Raw genomic sequence first — 17,046 nt, forward strand, 5'->3', positions numbered from 1 at the left:
ACTTATGCCTCCCCCCGGCCCAGCAGCCCCTTGGGCCGCACGACCAACATCACGATTACGATAGCGAAGATCAGCATGTCCGCCGTGCTGCTGTCGAACAGCAGACTGCCATAGCTTTCCGCCAGGCCCAGCGCCAGGCCCGCGAAGGCGGCGCCCGGAATGCTGCCCAGCCCGCCCAGGATCACCACGATGAACGCCTTGAGCAGCGGCGTGCCGCCCACGAACGGCGACACCGAAAACAGCGGCGCCATCAGCGCGCCGGCCACCGCCGCCAGCCCCACCCCCAGGCCGAAGCCCAGCGGGTAATAGATGCGCGAGCGGATGCCCTGGATGCCGGCGATTTCGAAGTCCTCGACCACGGCCCGCAGCGCGCGGCCCGGCCTGGAATGGCGCAGGAAGCCGTACAGCAAAGCCAGCGCCAGCAAGGCGAACACCACCACATACACACGCGACAACGGCACGACCAGCTTGCCCATGCGGGCGGTGCCCTGCGCCACCGCGGGCATGGACAAGGGGTCGGGGCCAAAGAACATCAGGGCCAGGTTTTGCAGGATCATCGCCAGGCCGATCGTGGCGATCATGCCGTTCAGCTCATCCCGGCGAAACGGCTTGAGCACACCCCATTCCAGCACCGCGCCGCCGGCCACCGCCAAGACGAAGGTCAGCGCCATGGCGGGCAGGAACGAAAAGCCCGCCTGGGTCGTCAGGTAATAGGCGCCAAAGGCGCCCAGCATGTAGAACTCGCCATGCGCGAAGTTCACCATGCGCATCACGCCGAACACCAGCGTGAAGCCCACGGCCATCAACAGATACAGCAGTCCCACGATAAGACCGTTTATCGTGGCCTGCGTCAGCAGAATGCTCCAATCCACGTGGCATCCCCCGCCGCGCTAGCGGCATCCCTCGACGGTGCAGCGCGCGCGGATCACCTCGCGGCCATCCTTGACTTCGGCCACGTAGAACGGCGCGTTCAACTGGTGGTTGATGCCGTACCTGGCCTTGCCCGTCCAGCTCAGCTTGCCCAGCGCACCTTGAAAGCCTTCCAGTTTCTCCAGCTCGACGCGCACGCGGTCCGTGTCCTCGACGGTGCCGGCGCGGCGCATGGCTTCGAACAGCATGTTGGTGCCGTCATAGAAGGCCGGGCTGAAACCGTTCATCGCGTGCTTGTACTTGGCGGCATAGCGCTCGGCATAAGCCTTGGTTTCCGGCAGTTCCGGATCAATCGGCGTATGCACCAGCATGCCCTCGGTGGCCGCCTTGCCGGCCACGTTCACGATTTCCTGCGTGGCGGGGCCGCCAGTGCGCACGATGCGCCCTTCGAACCCCAGTTCCCGCGCCTGCTTGACGATCAGGCCGGCGGTGGTGGGTGAATTGCCGTCCAGTTCGATGGCGTCAATGCCGCGCGCCATCATGCGCGTCAACACCGGCACGAAATCGACCCGGTCGCGTTCGAAGAACTCCTTGACGGACAAGGCCGCGCCCGCCTTCTTGTAGGCCCCTTCCAGGTCGAGCGCAATCTGCTGCCCGGTTTCGTCGTTCGGGAACAGCGCGCCCACCTTGCGCAGGCCTAGCGACTTGACCAGCCAGTCGATCTGCGGCTGCGACACCTCGGCGGTCGTCACGTTCGGGCGGAAGGTAAAGGGCTTGTCCGCGGCCAGCGCCTTGGTGGTAAAGCCCAAAGTCATGACGATCACCTTGTTCTTTTCCGTCATGGGCTGGATCGCCAGCACCGGCGCCGATCCGACCGGGCCGATCACGTAGCGCACCTTGTCCTCGAACACCAGGCGGTTGGCCACGGTGACGGCTTCATTGGCCTGGTACTTGTCGTCATAGGCCACCACCTGCACCCGGTACTTCTTGCCGCCGACGTCCAGTCCGCCCGCTTCATTCACCTGGTCCGCCGCAATCTCGGCGGCGTTCTTCATTCCCTGCCCCCAGGCGGCGCCCGCGCCGGACAGCGTGACCAACGCGCCAAGCTTCAGCGTCTCTTGCGCCTGCGCGGCGGGAACTGCGGCCAGGGCGAAGATGCCGGCCAGAATGATCGGATAACGCATAATGCCTCCTGTGGATCGCGGGCAGTGCCTGCCCGTCGGTAATGCCGCTCTATAGGCCGGCGATGGCGTCCAGCACCGGCATGATGTAGCCGCGAAACTGCTGTGGACTTTCGCTCATGGGGAAATGCCCCAATTCGCGCATGACAGTGACCTGCGCGCCGGGAATGCCGGCGGCAGTGCGCAAGGTGTCTTCGGGTGTGCATGAAAAGTCATACTCGCCCGTCAACAGGAACAGGGGACAACGATCGGTGCGGATGCCGCCCAGCCGCCCCCGCAAATCGCCGTCCACGCGGTAGAAATAAAGGTCGCCGCGAAACACGCCGGGGCCGCTCTGCATGTACTGCCACAAGGTTTCGTGGCGATAGACCGCCGGGGACTGCGGCGCGACCAGCCCGGACACCAGGGCGGCGCAGACCTCGCCGCCATGGACGTCGCCGCGATGCAGCCACGACGTGTCGTACCAAGGCTGCTGGAAATCGGCCGCCTCGACCCCGATCAGCGCACGAAAACGATCCGCGTGCTGATGCGCCAGTTGCAACACGATGCGCCCGCCGATCGAGCAGCCGATCAGCGCCGGGCGATCCAGCGCCAGGGCCTGGCAGAACGCCATCACGGTCTCCACATAACGTTCAGTGGACAGGCGGTATTCCTCATCCTGCCAGCCGGGCGGCGGATAGGACTTGCCGTGCCAGGGCATGTCGAAAGCGATGACGCGATAGCGCGACGTGATGTCCGCATCGCACATCATGTGGCGATACTGGCGGCTGTCGGCGCCGGCGGTATGCAGGCAGACCAGCGGAATGCCCGCGCCGGCCTCCTCGAAGTAGACGCGGCAAGGCTTGCCGCCGATGTCGACGGACAGATAGCGGCCGACGATGGGTTCCAGCGCGGCGTTCATGCTTGCGCCTCGCGGCCGGTGGCCAGCAGGTCCTTGACGAACTGCAAGTGCGCCATCAGCGGCTGCAGGTTGCCTTCGATGGCCAGTTCGCCGCGCTTGCTCAACGCGAAGATGTCATGCCAGCCCGCTTCCGGCACGGCTTGCCAGAAGCGCGACCAGGCGTCTGCGCCGGCGCGCAGCGATACATCGCAGGAAGGCAGCGGCGCGGCGGGCGTGTCGGCGGCGATGACGCGGCCGTCGCGGATGCGGACCAGCAGCGGTACGGCGCCGACGCCCAGCAGCAGGTCCATATCGACCTGACGCGGCCGCGAGAACGACAGCGCGCGGCTTCGGAAGCGGTGCGCAAGCTGCGCGTCGGACGCATGCCGCGCTGCCATGGCGTGGTTATTCATTGTCTCTTCCCACCTATGTTCGCTCTTATTTTTAGAACGTATATTCTTTCTGCCAGAACATTCTAAGTATCGAAAACTCCCCGTGTCAACACGGGGAAAATCCGAGCCGAACCTTATCCCGGTGGCAGCGCCCGCCCATCGTCCGCCCGCATCAACGGGCAATCCGTCACGTCCCGCACGGCGTCAACGCGCGGCCCCGCCACCATGGCACGGATACCGGGCATGCGCCCGGCAATCACGCGCCTCGTTGGGATTACTGCGCGGCGACGGCGCCCGACGCCTTGACGGCCTGGCCCCACTTCTCCTGCTCGCGCGACATGAAGGCGGCGAATTCCTGCGGCGTGCTGTTGACGACTTCGCCGCCCAAGCTTTCGAGGCGGGCCTGCATCGCGGGCGTGGCAACGATCTTGGACACGTCTTCATAGATGCGCTGCGCCTGCGCCGGCGGCAGCGACGCCGGCGCGAGCAGGCCGAACCACGTCGCCGCCTCGAAGCCGGGCATGCCTGCTTCCGCGAAGGTCGGCACGTCGCGCAGCGCCTGCACGCGCTTGCCGTTGGCCACCGCCAGCGCGCGCAGCTTGCCGGACTCGATCAACGGCAGCGCCGACGTGATCGTGGCCAGCATCATCTGCACCTGGCCGCCGGCCAGGTCCGTAAAGGCCGGCGCGTCGCCGCGGTAAGGCACGTGCGTGATGCCCGACTTCGTGGCGATCTTGAAGAGCTCGCCGCTCAGGTGTTGCGCGGTGCCGTTGCCCGGCGACGCGAAGTTCACCGAGCCGCCGTTCTGTTTCAGGTAGGCCAGGAATTCCTGAAGCGTCTTGGCCGGCACCGCCGGGTTGACGACCAGCACCAGCGGCACCCGGGTGATCAGCGTGATGGGCGCGAAGTCCTTGACGGGATCGTAGTTGAGCTTTTTGTACAGATGGCCGCTGATCGTGTGGGCCGACGTGGTCATGAACAGGGTGTAGCCATCGCCTGGCGCGCGCGCCACCGAACTGGCGCCGATCGTGGTGCCGGCCCCCGCGCGGTTTTCAACAATGACCGACTGGCCCCACGACTGCGTCAGCTTTTCGGCGACGGCGCGCGCCACCACATCGGTGGCGCCGCCGGCCGGATACGGCACGATCATCGACACGGGTTTGGATGGATAGGAATCGGCGTGGGCCGTTCCCGCCAACAACGCCGTGGCACATGCCAGCGCGCGCAAGAAATTCCGATGCATTGAGTGGTCTCCTCTTGTCTTCGAATGACGGTCTGTTTATTCTTTCGTTCCTGTAGACAGAACGATTATTCTATTTTATATTTTTTCAGCCGCAGACTGTCAACGAATAAATGCACGCCGGCTGCCAGCGTCCGCGCTGGAACATCCCAACAAGAGAGGAACATCACGTCATGTCCGAATCATCGGAAACCCTTAAACCCATGCTGATCGGCGGCGAATGGATCGCCCAGCAAGACGCCGCGTTCGCGTCCATCAATCCCGCCACCGGCGCGCGGAATTACCTGATAAGCGCGGCCTCCGACGCGCAGGTGGACCAGGCCGTCGACGCCGCCTGGCAGGCGCAACGCCAGCCCGCCTGGCGCGACATGCTGCCGCACCAGCGCGCCGCGATCCTGCGCCGCATCGCCGACGGCATCGAGCAGCATGCGGAGCTGTTGGCGCGTCTGCAGATGATCGAAAACGGCAAGGTCTGGGCCGAATGCAAGACGCAAGTCGCCAGCGCGGCGGCAACCTTCCGCTACTACGCGGGCGTGTGCGAAACGCTGGGCGCGGAGGTCACGCCGGCTCGCGGCAACTACCTGTCCATGACGCACTACGAGCCGTATGGCGTGGTGGTGGCGATCACGCCGTGGAACTCGCCGCTGACGATGGAAGCCCAGAAGGTCGCGCCTGCGCTGGCCGCCGGCAACGCCGTGATCCTCAAGCCTTCCGAGGTGACCTCGTCACCCGCCCTGGCGCTGGGCCGCATCGCGCTGGAGGCCGGCTTGCCCCCCGGCATACTCAACGTGGTCACCGGCTTGGGCGCCACCGTGGGCCGCCGCCTGGTCGAACATTCCGGTGTGCGCATGGTCTCGTTCACGGGCGGCACCGCCAGCGGCCGCGCCATCGCCCACGCCGCCGCCGAAAAGCTGATGCCCGTCGCGCTGGAACTCGGCGGCAAGTCGCCGCACATCGTGTTCGATGACGCGGACCAGGACGCGGCGATCGACGGCGTGATCGGCGGCATTTTCGAAGGCAGCGGGCAGTCCTGCGTGGCCGGGTCGCGGCTCTACGTGCAGCGCGGTATCGCGGCCTCGTTCATGGAAAAGCTGGTGGCGCGCGCTGGGCGGCTCAACGTGAACCTGCCCGACGCCGCCGGCGCCCAGATGGGCCCCATCGCATCGTTCGGCCATCGCGACAAGATCGAAAGCATGGTCGAGTCCGCCAAGCGCGACGGCGCGCAGGTGCTCCTGGGCGCGCAGCGGCCCGACGGCGACGCGCTGCAAGCGGGTGCGTTCTACCGGCCCACCATCCTTGGCGGATTGGCGCGCGATGCGCAGGTGGTGCGCGAAGAGATCTTCGGCCCGGTCCTGTGCGCGCTGACCTTCGACGACGAAGACGACTTGATCGACCAGGCCAACGACAGCGTCTACGGCCTGGCGTCGGGCATCTGGACGGCGGACTACCGGCGGGCCTGGCGCGTGGCCAAGCGCCTGGAAGCCGGCAGCGTATGGATCAACACCTATAAGCAACTGTCGATCTCCACCCCGTTCGGCGGCTTCAAGCAAAGCGGCATCGGCCGCGAAAAAGGCGTCAGCGGCCTGCGCCTGTACCAACAATCCAAGGGCATCTACTTCGGCATGTAAGCCGCAGGCGTCCTTTCGCATTCTTTTCAGGGCCGCAGCGACGGCCCCCTTTTTCTTCGGAGACTCTCCACATGTCTGAATTTCAACGAGCCGGCTTCATCGGCCTGGGCGTCATGGGCGAACCCATCTGCCGCAACCTGGCCACCAAAGGCGGTCTGCCCGTGCTGGGCTGCGACACCGACACCGCCCCCTTGCAGCGGCTGGCTCCGCATGGCGTGGTGGCCGCGACGGCGCAGCAGATCATGCGCGACTGCGACGTGGTGTTCCTGTCCCTGCCGTCCGGCGAAGTGGTCGCGCAATTGGCGCGCGCCGCCGACGGCCTGCTGGCCAATGCGCGCGGCGGCCAGTTGATCGTGGACCTGAGCACGTCGCCGGTCGATGTGACGCGCGAGCTGGCCGCCGAATTCGCCGCCAAGGGCGCCCTCTTCATCGACGCGCCCGTTGCCCGCACCCGCGCCGCCGCCGAGGCCGGCACGCTGTCCGTCATGATCGGTGGCGAGGCATCGACGTTTGAGCGGGTCAAGCCACTGGTGTCCACCTTCGCCAGCGAGATTACGTACTGCGGGCCGGTCGGCAGCGGCCAGGTCGTGAAAATCCTGAACAACATGGTGCTGTTCGAAACCGTGGTGGCATTGTCGGAAGCGCGCGCAATTGCAAGGCGTTCGGGGGTGGATCCCCAGGTCTTGCTGGATACGTTCACGCGCGGATCGGCCGATAGCTTCGCGTTGCGCAACCACGGCTTAAAGGCTATTCTGCCCGGTGAATTTCCCGAAAAAGCCTTCCCCGTGGACTACGCCCGCAAAGACCTGCGCTACGCACTGGCGCTGGCCGAGCAAACCGGCGTACAAGCGCTGGGCGCCCGCAACGTTGAGCACTGGTTCAGCGCCGCGTTGGCCCAGGGCCATGGCAACCGCTATTTCCCGGTCATCAGCCGGGTGATCGATCCGGATTCGGGGACCATCGCCTAATCACCCCTACCATTCCAATGAGTCGCACCACTACTCAGGACAATTCCACTGACGGCGTTGCCGCCGTCGAACGCGCCCTGACCATCGTCGGGGCCGTTGCGCAGCGCACCGAGCCCATCACGCTCGCGGATCTTTCCCGGGCCACCGGGTTCTACAAGAGCACGCTCCTGCGGCTTATTGCTTCGCTTGAAAAGGCCGCGCTGGTGGTGCGGCGCGCCGACGGCCGCTATTCCCTGGGGCCCTACGCGCATCAACTGGGACGCGCGTACGAGGCCACCTACCGCCTGACCGAGACCATCCTGCCCCTGCTGCAGGCCCTGGTCGACAAGGGCACGGAAAGCGCCTCGTTCCACGTCTACCATGACGCGAGCTCGCGCGCCTGCGTGCTGCGCGTGGACTCACACCATTCCACGCTGGACCGTATCCGCGTCGGCGACCTGCTGCCGCTGGACAAGGGCGCCGCCGGCAAGCTGCTGACCGCCTACCTGGTCGATGGCAAGTCGCCGGCCGAGGTCGGCCTGATGCTGACATCCATGGGCGAACGCGACCCCAACTGCGCGGCCGTGGCCAGCCCGGTATTCGGCCCGGATGGCGACATCTGCGGCGCCATCTCGTTGTCGGGCCCCAAGGAACGCTACTCGCCGGCCGCCGTCAAAAAGATGGCCAAGCTGGTGCAGGAAGCCGCGGCCGATGCCACGCACGCACTGGGCGGACGCTGGCCTTCCGTGAAGTGAAGCCATGGCGTGCTGACTCAACCGGGTCACCGGAGATGAAAACCACGTGGCGGGACCTCCTTGCCACTGGCGTCGCCCGGGCCTTTCGATCCTGAAGCAGGCTTCCTTCGCGCCGGGCCGATCGCGCAGCACACCGCAACGTGTGGCCCCCATCGACCCGATGGGAGGCCACCGCGCGTGGCGTTGCCTTGCCGCGCGAACCCTCACCCCCGCGGGCGGCTTGCCTCGAAGCTGATGATCCGGGCCCCGCTGCGGGGTGGGCATCCATGCTGGTAATCGCCTGACACCACCACATCCACGAAACCGGCTTGCAGCAATGCGAAGGCCAGCTCGTCGACACCCCACCAGCGCAAATGGAATAGATCGAGTTCCGCCGACAGCAGCGCGCCCTCTCTCCAGTGTTCGTAGTGCAGATGGGACAGGGTCGTCTGCGTGATGTAGTCAATCCCGGCGCGATGGCTGGTCATCGTGAGCAGATCGCCGCCGCCTGCCGCCCAACTGCGCGCGGCGCTCGCCGCTCCGATGAGGCTCTCGATGGGATCAATGTCCACGATCAGCCTGCCACCGGGCAGCAGATGATCCCAGAACCGCCTGAGCACCGCCATTGCCGACGCAGTCTCGGTGATCAATTGGATCGATCCCGCCGGCATGACAATGCAGGCAAAGCGCCGGTCGTAGCCAAATTGCTCGAATGTCTGGCATGTCAGCGCGGGCCGCAGTCCCCGGCGCTGACATTCCTGCCGGCAGAGTTCGAGCATGTCTTGCGATGCGTCGAACCCTTCGATGGCCAGGCCCTTCTCGAGCAGCGGTATGAAGATGCGGCCATTGCCGACCGCGGGTTCCAGGATGGGGCCATCACACCCTGCCAGGCGCTCCAGATAGTATTCCAGGTCGCCGAAGGAATGGCCGATGGGTTTATCCAGGTGATAGACCCAGGAAGCGAGCTTTCCGTACCTGTTTGGCACTGTTGTTCTCCATGTCAAGGGGCGTAGACTACCTCATCACATGGCCCCCGGCCGAAGGCGCGGACGAAGGCGCTCACCCCCGTCCCGCAAAATGCGGCGACTGCCCGAAATGCTCGATCGGCAGGTCCGTCAGTACCCGTATCTTTCATGCCGGACGCCGGCCGGGCGGGCGATCGCGGCCGGGTCCCGCCCTATCGGGAAAATACCGATTCGATCCGATTGCGGCCGCGCTGCTTGGCGTAATAAAGCGCCCGGTCGCTGCGGCTGAGCGCCAGCTCCGCGTGGTCGTCCTTGGCGTGCAGCGCGGAAATGCCGATGCTGACCGTCAAAGGCACCTGCAACCCGTCCGACAGATACGGCGTATCGGCGATCCGATGCTGCACGTCGCGCGCGAACAGATGCGCGCTTTCGATGCTGGTATCGGGCAGCACGACGGCGAACTCCTCGCCGCCGATACGGCCGACCAGGTCGATCTCGCGCAGTTGGGCGCGCAGCATACTGGCGAAATGCTGCAGCACCCCGTCGCCGATGGCATGGCCCCAGGTGTCGTTGATGCGCTTGAAGTGATCCAGGTCGCACATCAGCACCGCCGAACCCTGGCCGCCGTGGCGCTGCAGGCGCGTGAGCTCGGCGGCGATGCGCGACATGAAATGGCGGCGGTTCGGCAGACTCGTCAGCGCGTCGGTGGCGGCGAGTTCGCGCAATTCGAGTTCAGCGCGCTTGCGGTCGGTGATATCCGTGACGAACCCGTGCCAGACCACGCCGTTGTCGGGGTCGCGGCTCGGGCTGGCATCCCCCTGCCGCCATCGCACCCCCTGCAACGGCAGGCACACGCGGAACTCCAGGTGCCAGCGCGTCAGGGCGGCGGCGGCCTGCTGCTGCGAGGCGCGATAGGCGGGCAGGTCCTCGGGATGGATGCGCCGTTCGATCGCGGTGGTGCTGGCGCGCACGTCGTCGGCGGTCAGCTCGAACATGTCCCAGATGCCGGCGCTGACATACGAGAACCGGGAGCCCCCCTCTGCCGCGGACTGGCACTGGAAGACCAGCCCGGGCACCGCATCGGTGAGGTTGACGACCAGATCCGCCGTGAGCCGGAGCCGCTCGGCCATGGCGCGCACCGTGCTGATGTCGGTGGTGGTGCCCATCATCCGCAACGCCTTGCCCGATTCGTCCCGGCTGATCACCTTGCCGCGGCTGCAGATCCACTTGTAGCTGCCGTCCTTGCAACGGACGCGGTGCTCGACCTCGTAGCTCTCGGTCTTGCCGTCGAAATGATCCTGCATGGCGGCCTGCACGAAGTCCAGGTCGTCCGGATGCAGCCGGGTGTAGGCATCCTCGATGCGGGTCGTGAGTTCCGAATCCGAATAGCCCAGCAAGGCTTTCCAGCCGGGCGAATAGATGATCTCGCCCGTCACCACGTTGCGGTCCCAGACCCCGGTGCCGCTGCCTTCGATGGCCAGCGCCAGCTTCCTGGCCTCTTCGCGCCAGGAGTCTTCGTCGGCGCGCCGGCTTGACTGCGCATGGTGTTGCGCGATGGCCGCGGCGGCGAGATCCGCCAGGTCCGCCAGGTCCTGGCGGTCGCCGTCGGTGAACTCGCGCGGCTGGCCGTGCAGCAGGCGCAGGCCGCCGAGCAGACGGCCGTCGGCGGCGCGCACGGGGCACTCGATGGACCAGGACGGGGAATGCGCGGGCGGGGTGCCGTCCACCCCCTGCAATGCGCCAGCGGCCACGGCACAGTCAAGAACCGCCATGTCCACCTGGAACAGGCGCCGGGCCAGGCGCGCCAGCCGGTCCAGGCGGCCGTCGGATTCGGAATGCGCGCCACCCAAGCCATCGCCGGAAGGTCGGGTTGGGTACGGGTCGCCGATTACGGGCATGTCAGGACCTGCTCAATACGGGGTTCAGCGATACAGCGGGCTCGCGCTTGCCCGACATTCTGTCACGTTACGCACAGATTTGGCATCATTTTGGAAGCCCGGTCGCGGTCCGGGCCACGCGCTGTCAGTGCGCGTGGTGTTCACACAGCGTTCACTCGAATTTTTTTTCGCCCCCCCTTGCGCACAGGAAAAATTGAGGGATATCCCGGAGAAATTCAGTAGTTTCACCCGGTTCTCATGAAAAAGCATGTCGCGTAGGATGCACGCACGCTTTCAGATCACTGTCGAAAAACCAACATCTACGACAGCTTCTGATGCGCATATCAAGCGCGTTCTCATCCGCATTACACCCGAGTGGGAACGCCACACTAGGGAGACAGCAACTTGATAAGGAACAAACAGGATTTCTGGTCTGGGGGGATGTTCATCGCCCTGGGCACGGGTTTCGCGCTGCACGCAACGCAGTACAGCATGGGGACCGCGGCACGCATGGGTCCCGGATACTTCCCCTTTTGGCTAGGCGTCGTCCTCGCGCTCGTAGGCGCGATCGTGCTGCTGGGCTCGCTATCGCGGCGCGCCATGCAAACCACCGTCAGCCGCTTTGATTTCCGCATCGTCGCCCTGGTGGTGGGGTCGGTCGTGCTGTACGGCTTCGCGCTGCAATGGCTGGGGCTATATCTCTCCGTCTTTCTGCTGGTGGTGGTCAGCAGCGTCGCCAGCCATGAATTCAACTGGAAAGTGGCGGTCGCCAACGGATTGTTCCTGGTGCTCTTCTCCTACCTCGCTTTCATTCGCGGACTGGGCCTGATCTTTCCGCTCTGGCCGAGCTTCATGAGCAACTGAGCGGGGAAAAAAATCATGGAATTGCTTCACAACCTGATGCTGGGTTTCTCGGTGGCGTTCACGCCCGAAAACCTGTTCTACGCGTTCCTGGGCTGCCTGCTGGGCACCCTGGTGGGCGTGCTGCCGGGCCTGGGCCCGGTGCCCACCATCGCCATGCTGCTGCCCATTACCTATGTGCTGCCGCCGACCGCCGGCCTCATCATGCTGGCGGGCATTTACTACGGCACACAGTACGGCGGCTCAACCACCGCCATTCTGGTGAACCTGCCAGGCGAGACATCGGCGGTGGTGACGGTGCTCGATGGCCATCAGATGGCCCGCAACGGACGCGCCGGATCAGCCTTGGCGCTGGCGGCCATCGGCTCGTTCTTCGCGGGCAGCGTCGCCACGGTGCTGATCGCGGCGTTCGCCCCGCCGCTGGCCGAAGTGGCATTCGCGTTCGGGCCGGCCGAGTACTTTTCGCTGATGGCGCTGGGCTTGATCGGCGCGGTCGTGCTGGCGTCGGGATCGTTGTCCAAGGCCATCTGCATGATTCTGCTGGGTCTGCTGCTGGGCATGGTGGGCACCGACGTGAACTCAGGCGTTGCCCGCTATGACTTCGGCGTGCCCGAGCTGCAGGACGGCATTGATTTCGCGGTGGTGGCGATGGGCGTGTTCGGCCTGTCGGAAATCATGGCGAATCTCGAACTCAAGGAGCAACGCGTCGAGATCACCGACAAGGTAGGCTCGCTCTATCCCAGCCGGGAGGAATTCCGCGAGGCCGCGCCCGCCATCGTGCGCGGCACGGCGCTGGGCTCGGCGCTGGGGATCCTGCCAGGCGGCGGATCGGTACTGTCGGCGTTCGCGTCCTATGCGCTCGAGAAAAAACTGTCCCGACAGCCCGAGCGCTTTGGCACGGGCCATCCGGCCGGGCTGGCCGGCCCCGAGTCCGCCAACAACGCAGGCGCCCAAACCTCGTTCATCCCGCTGCTGACGCTGGGGATTCCCGGCAATGCGGTGATGGCGCTGATGGTCGGTGCGATGACCATCCACAACATCCAGCCCGGCCCGCAAGTGATGTCGAGCCATCCCGAGCTGTTCTGGGGCTTGATCGCCTCGATGTGGATCGGCAACCTCATGCTGGTCATCCTGAACCTGCCGCTCATCGGCATCTGGGTGAAGCTGCTGCGGGTGCCCTATCGCATGCTGTTCCCGGCGATCCTGGTGTTCTGCACGATCGGGGTGTATTCACTGAACTACAACACCTTCGACATCTTCATGTTCGCCATCTTCGGCATCATCGGCTACATCTGGAGCAAGCTCGGCTGCGAAGGCGCGCCGCTGCTGCTCGGCCTGGTGCTGGGCCCCATGATGGAAGAGAACTTCCGGCGCGCGCTATTGCTGTCGCGCGGCGACTTCAGCACCTTCGTGACGCGGCCATTGTCGGCTTCGTTGCTGGCGGCCGCCGGCGTGCTGCTGGTGCTGGTGGCGCTGCCCGCCCTGCGCAAGAAACGTGAAGAAGCGTTTGTCGAGGCCGACTGAAAGAAGCAGTATCAACAGTTGGCTCTTGGCCTGGGATCGGAACCGATGCCCAGGCCTTTTTTTGCCCGCGCCCCCTGCCCTACCTTGCCGCCGGCCGCGTCAGGATCAGCGGATTGCCGCGATCTCCCCCAGGGCCGGTCCCCGCGCAAAGCCCGAGAAGCGCGACAAAATCTGGCACTTGCAACAGGGAATGGCAGGTCCGGCAATACCGGCAGCGGCGCGCGTATGCTCTGTATCTCGAGACGCCCGGGGCCGGCCCACTCCAACACTCATTCCGCCCAGACCCCGGCGCAATCACCGGCAGGGGACATGCCGCCTTTCCATTACGACGGCGGATATGCCATGCCCCCGCGTATCTGAAGAGGAGCAGACAGTTGGCGAACACCCCGAATACCGAACTCAAGGGCGGTCTCAAATCCCGCCACCTCACGATGATGTCCATCGCCGGCGTGATCGGCGCGGCGCTCTTCGTGGGTTCCGGCAAACAGATTGCGCTGGCCGGGCCCGCCGTGATCCTGGCGTATATCGGCGGCGGCATCCTGGTCATCCTGGCCATGCGCATGCTGGGCGAAATGGCGGTGGCGCAGCCGGACACCGGCTCGTTCTCGACCTATGCGGACCGCGCTATCGGGCGCTGGGCCGGCTTCACCATCGGCTGGCTCTATTGGTATTTCTGGGCCCTGCTGATGGGTTGGGAAGCCTACGTCGCCGGGCAGATCCTGCACGGCTGGTTTCCGATGCTGCCGGCCTGGGGCTACGCATTGCTGGTAACGGTCTCCCTGCTGATCGTCAACTTCCTGAACGTGCGCAATTATGGCGAATTCGAATTCTGGTTCGCCCTCATCAAGGTCGTGGCCATCGTCCTCTTCCTGGTGATGGGCAGCCTGGCGCTGGCGCACCTGTGGCCGTGGGGCGGCGCCAACGGCTGGAGCCACCTGACCAGCCAAGGCTTCATGCCCAACGGCCCCAAGGCCGTGGTGGTGGCGCTGCTGGGCGTGATGTTCGCCTTCATCGGCGCCGAGATCGTCACCGTCGCCGCCGCCGAATCGGCCGATCCGGGCCGCGAAATCATCAAGACCACGCGCTCGGTGGTGTGGCGCATCTGCCTGTTCTATGTGGGCTCGATCTTCATCGTGGTGTGCCTGGTGCCGTACAACGCGCCTGGATTGACGCAACCGACCCAGGGCACCTACAACGTCGCGCTCGACGCCCTTGGTATTCCGCATGCGCAGTTCATCGTCAATTTCATCGTGCTGACCTCGGTGTGCAGCTGCTTCAACTCGGCGCTGTATACCGCCTCGCGCATGCTCTACTCGCTTGCCAGGCGCGGCGATGCGCACCGTATCATGCAGATCACCGGGCGCAAGACCGGCACGCCCTACGTCGGCGTCCTTATTTCCAGCCTGTTCGCCTTTGCCGCGGTCTGGATGATGGCCACCTCGAAAATGGATGTCTACGACGTGCTGATGCAGGCCACCGGCACCATCGCGCTGTTCGTCTATCTGGCGATCGCGTGCTCGCAGCTGCGCATGCGCCAGCGTCTGCAGGCGCGCGGCGTTGCGCTGCAATTCAAGATGTGGTTGTTTCCCTGGCTCACGTATGCGGTGATCGTCTGCATCATCGCCGCGCTGATCACCATGGTGGTCGAAGGCACCTATCGCAACGAGGTGCTCTACACCTCGGTGCTCGCGGCGGTCATCGTCGCCATGGGCATCGGCGCGCAGGTGTTCGGCATCGGCACGCGCGGCCGGACCCGCGCCGGGCCGGCAGCCGCCGGCGCGGACTGAAGCGCGCCACGGCAACGCCGGTCACTCGCCCGCGCGGCCCGTGGCCCGGGACAGGATGGCGCGCAAGCCCCCCGGCCGTCCCGGCGCCGGCGCGCGCGTTTCATAGCGCAGGGCAAGGCCATGATTGCGGGCGATCCGCTGCGCGATCGACACCCCCAGGCCGCTGCCCGATTCCTCGTTGCCGGCCGCCCGCAGGAAGCGGTCGCCCAGGCGCGCCGCGACCTCGGGCGCCAGGCCCGTGCCTTCGTCATCGACCAGGATGCGGGTTGGCTCGAAACGGATGCGGACCCGGGCATGGCGGGGCCCGTAGCGGATGGCGTTGTCGAGCAGGTTCTTCAACAGGATGGCCAGCGCCTCGGCATCGCCGGCCACCGGCAGCGCCACCTGGCCGGCGGCAGGCCAATCCACCTCGATATCGATGTCGCGCCGGTTGGCGATGAAGAGGCAGTCGCCGATCGCCTGTTCCGCCACGGCGCGCCAATCCACTTCGGAAGCGAAGGCGATTTCGCCAACACTGTCCAGGCGCGCCATGGTCAACAGCTGCGTCACCAGCCGGTCCATGCGGTCCAGCCCGCGCGTCACGCGCGCCTGCGCCTCGGCGCGCAGGGCCGGATCCTGGGCGCGCTGCACCACTTCCCATTGCACCCGCAACGCCGCCAAGGGCGTGCGCAACTCGTGCGCCGCGTCCGCGGTCAGGCGCCGCTCCTGTTCGATCAGACGACCGGCCCGCGCCAGCAGGCCGTTCATCGCGGTCACCAGCGGCTTGAGTTCGCCTGGCGCGTCTTCGGACAATGGCGTGGCATCGTCGGGGCGCCGGTGTTCCAGGGCGCCGGACAAAGCCCGCACGGGTTGGATCGCGCGGCGCACCGCGATCATCAAGGCGATGATCAGCGCCGGCAGGCCGACCAGCAGGGGCGCAAGCTGGCTCATCAGGTAGGCGACCACCAGATCCTCGCGTTCGCCGACGCGCTGCCCCACCGCGACGCGTGTCTGGCCCGTGGCGTCGCTCAGGTAATAGAGCCGCCAGGGCCGGCCATTGACCATGCTGTCGGCAAACCCCTGCACGCCGTCGCCTCGGGGAAACTGCGCCGCCTCGGCGTCCATCACCAGCGGCTCGCCCGCGCCCCGCCAGATCGCCACCGACAGGTCGCCGTGGCTGGCATCGCCGGAATCGGGGGCCCGCAGCGGCAATGGCGCGTTCAGCGAGCCCACAGGCGGCAGCAGCGACGCCACGGCCAGCGTCTGTTCGGCCAGCCGCAGCATGTCGGTGTCGTACAGTTCGTTGATCTCGTGCTGCGCCCGCCAGTAGGTGGCGGCGATGGTCAGCAGCCAGCCCAGCGGCACGGCCAGCAGCACCGCGATGATCAACCGGCGCTGCAAGGTCATGATTCGGCGTCCGGCTGACCCAGCGCATAGCCGGAGCCCCGCAGGGTCCGCACGATCTTGGGATGGATCTTGCGCCGCAGGTGGTGCACATGCACCTCCAGCGTGTTGCTGCCTTCGTTGTCGGTGTCCCAGTCATACAGCTTGTCGCGCAGAAAATCACGCGTCAGCACCCGGCTCGGGTGCGACAGGAACAGCTCCAGCAATTGCGCCTCGCGAAAAGTCAGGTCGACCGGCTGGCCCTTCCAACGCGCCTCGTGGGCCGAGGGCTGGTATTCCAGGTCGCCATGGCGCCACACCGGTTCCGGCTTGCCGGCCACCCGCCGGGTGACCGCGCGCAGGCGGGCGGCCAGTTCGTCCAGGGTGATGGGTTTGATCAGGTAATCGTCGGCGCCCGCATCCAGGCCCGCGATGCGGCTGTCGACGGCGTCGCGGGCGGTCAGGATGAGCACCGGCAGGTCGTGTCCGGCCCGGCGCCAGCGCAGCAACAAGGCGGCGCCGTCCTCGCCGGGCAAGCCAAGGTCCAGCACCACCGCGTCGTACTGCACCACCCGCAGCGCCTGATCGGCTTCGGCGGCGCTGCCGAACCAATCGACGGCGTAGCCCAAAAGGCGTAGGCCCTTCTTGATGCCATCGCCGATCAGCGGATCGTCCTCGACGATAAGGATACGCATTTTATCCCCCAGCAGTCCGATGACTCCGAGATTACCACCGCCGCACGCTTAATTTGCGATTAAGGTCCGGCCTCTACGCTGCGGGCCATCGTTAAAGGAACTC

At 65.9% G+C, this 17,046-nt stretch carries 15 protein-coding genes; 6 read left to right on the plus strand and 9 right to left on the minus strand.

Annotation, left to right across the window (positions count from 1 at the left end):
• Nucleotides 1–2: 2 nt before the first annotated feature.
• From HV701_RS08585 to HV701_RS08605, 5 genes are all read right to left on the minus strand, one after another.
• Nucleotides 3–872 carry a branched-chain amino acid ABC transporter permease gene (locus tag HV701_RS08585; protein ID WP_175132646.1) on the minus strand — a complete coding sequence of 290 codons (870 nt, stop codon included), beginning with the start codon at nucleotides 870–872 and terminating at the stop codon, nucleotides 3–5.
• An 18-nt stretch (nucleotides 873–890) separates the two neighbouring features.
• Nucleotides 891–2,054 (minus strand): ABC transporter substrate-binding protein, encoded by a 1,164-nt coding sequence (locus HV701_RS08590; RefSeq protein WP_175132647.1) that lies wholly within the window; start codon nucleotides 2,052–2,054, stop codon nucleotides 891–893.
• Nucleotides 2,055–2,103: 49 nt separating this feature from the next.
• The gene (locus HV701_RS08595; RefSeq protein ID WP_175132648.1) at nucleotides 2,104–2,952 is read right to left on the minus strand and encodes an alpha/beta fold hydrolase; all 849 of its coding nucleotides are present in this window, start codon (nucleotides 2,950–2,952) and stop codon (nucleotides 2,104–2,106) included.
• On the minus strand, nucleotides 2,949–3,344 hold the full coding sequence (locus tag HV701_RS08600) for a hypothetical protein (protein ID WP_175132649.1): 396 nt from the start codon (nucleotides 3,342–3,344) through the stop codon (nucleotides 2,949–2,951). The genes HV701_RS08595 and HV701_RS08600 overlap by 4 nt, the downstream gene beginning before the upstream one ends.
• Nucleotides 3,345–3,597: 253 nt before the next feature.
• Entirely contained in the window at nucleotides 3,598–4,566 is a 969-nt protein-coding gene (locus HV701_RS08605) for a tripartite tricarboxylate transporter substrate binding protein (RefSeq protein WP_175132650.1), read from the minus strand.
• A gap of 170 nt (nucleotides 4,567–4,736) precedes the next feature.
• Here HV701_RS08605 and HV701_RS08610 point away from each other — a divergent pair, with 170 nt between their 5' ends.
• The 3 genes from HV701_RS08610 to HV701_RS08620 all read left to right on the plus strand — a co-directional run bounded on the left by HV701_RS08610 (nucleotide 4,737) and on the right by HV701_RS08620 (nucleotide 7,893).
• Entirely contained in the window at nucleotides 4,737–6,191 is a 1,455-nt protein-coding gene (locus tag HV701_RS08610; protein ID WP_175132651.1) for an aldehyde dehydrogenase, read from the plus strand.
• Nucleotides 6,192–6,262: 71 nt separating this feature from the next.
• Entirely contained in the window at nucleotides 6,263–7,159 is an 897-nt protein-coding gene (locus tag HV701_RS08615; RefSeq protein ID WP_175132652.1) for an NAD(P)-dependent oxidoreductase, read from the plus strand.
• Nucleotides 7,160–7,176: 17 nt separating this feature from the next.
• The gene (locus HV701_RS08620; protein WP_175132653.1) at nucleotides 7,177–7,893 is read left to right on the plus strand and encodes an IclR family transcriptional regulator; all 717 of its coding nucleotides are present in this window, start codon (nucleotides 7,177–7,179) and stop codon (nucleotides 7,891–7,893) included.
• Between the two features lie 203 nt (nucleotides 7,894–8,096).
• Here the strand turns inward: HV701_RS08620 and HV701_RS08625 are convergent, their stop codons facing one another.
• Entirely contained in the window at nucleotides 8,097–8,858 is a 762-nt protein-coding gene (locus HV701_RS08625) for a class I SAM-dependent methyltransferase (RefSeq protein WP_175132654.1), read from the minus strand.
• Between the two features lie 191 nt (nucleotides 8,859–9,049).
• Entirely contained in the window at nucleotides 9,050–10,735 is a 1,686-nt protein-coding gene (locus HV701_RS08630; RefSeq protein ID WP_175132655.1) for a GGDEF domain-containing protein, read from the minus strand.
• A gap of 420 nt (nucleotides 10,736–11,155) precedes the next feature.
• Between HV701_RS08630 and HV701_RS08635 the strand changes: the two genes are divergently transcribed.
• From HV701_RS08635 to HV701_RS08645, 3 genes are all read left to right on the plus strand, one after another.
• Entirely contained in the window at nucleotides 11,156–11,578 is a 423-nt protein-coding gene (locus HV701_RS08635) for a tripartite tricarboxylate transporter TctB family protein (protein ID WP_175132656.1), read from the plus strand.
• A 15-nt stretch (nucleotides 11,579–11,593) separates the two neighbouring features.
• Complete coding sequence (locus tag HV701_RS08640) at nucleotides 11,594–13,099, plus strand: tripartite tricarboxylate transporter permease (protein WP_175132657.1); 1,506 nt, start codon at nucleotides 11,594–11,596, stop codon at nucleotides 13,097–13,099.
• 431 nt (nucleotides 13,100–13,530) lie between these two features.
• Nucleotides 13,531–14,886 (plus strand): amino acid permease, encoded by a 1,356-nt coding sequence (locus HV701_RS08645; protein WP_338075799.1) that lies wholly within the window; start codon nucleotides 13,531–13,533, stop codon nucleotides 14,884–14,886.
• A gap of 21 nt (nucleotides 14,887–14,907) precedes the next feature.
• Here HV701_RS08645 and HV701_RS08650 read toward each other — a convergent pair whose 3' ends face one another.
• Nucleotides 14,908–16,272 carry an ATP-binding protein gene (locus tag HV701_RS08650; RefSeq protein ID WP_175132659.1) on the minus strand — a complete coding sequence of 455 codons (1,365 nt, stop codon included), beginning with the start codon at nucleotides 16,270–16,272 and terminating at the stop codon, nucleotides 14,908–14,910.
• The gene (locus tag HV701_RS08655) at nucleotides 16,269–16,943 is read right to left on the minus strand and encodes a response regulator (protein WP_175132660.1); all 675 of its coding nucleotides are present in this window, start codon (nucleotides 16,941–16,943) and stop codon (nucleotides 16,269–16,271) included. Before HV701_RS08655 ends, HV701_RS08650 begins: the two co-directional genes overlap by 4 nt.
• Nucleotides 16,944–17,046 lie beyond the last annotated feature (103 nt).

The sequence above is a fragment of the Achromobacter pulmonis genome, assembly GCF_902859765.1.
Lineage (GTDB): Bacteria > Pseudomonadota > Gammaproteobacteria > Burkholderiales > Burkholderiaceae_B > Achromobacter > Achromobacter pulmonis.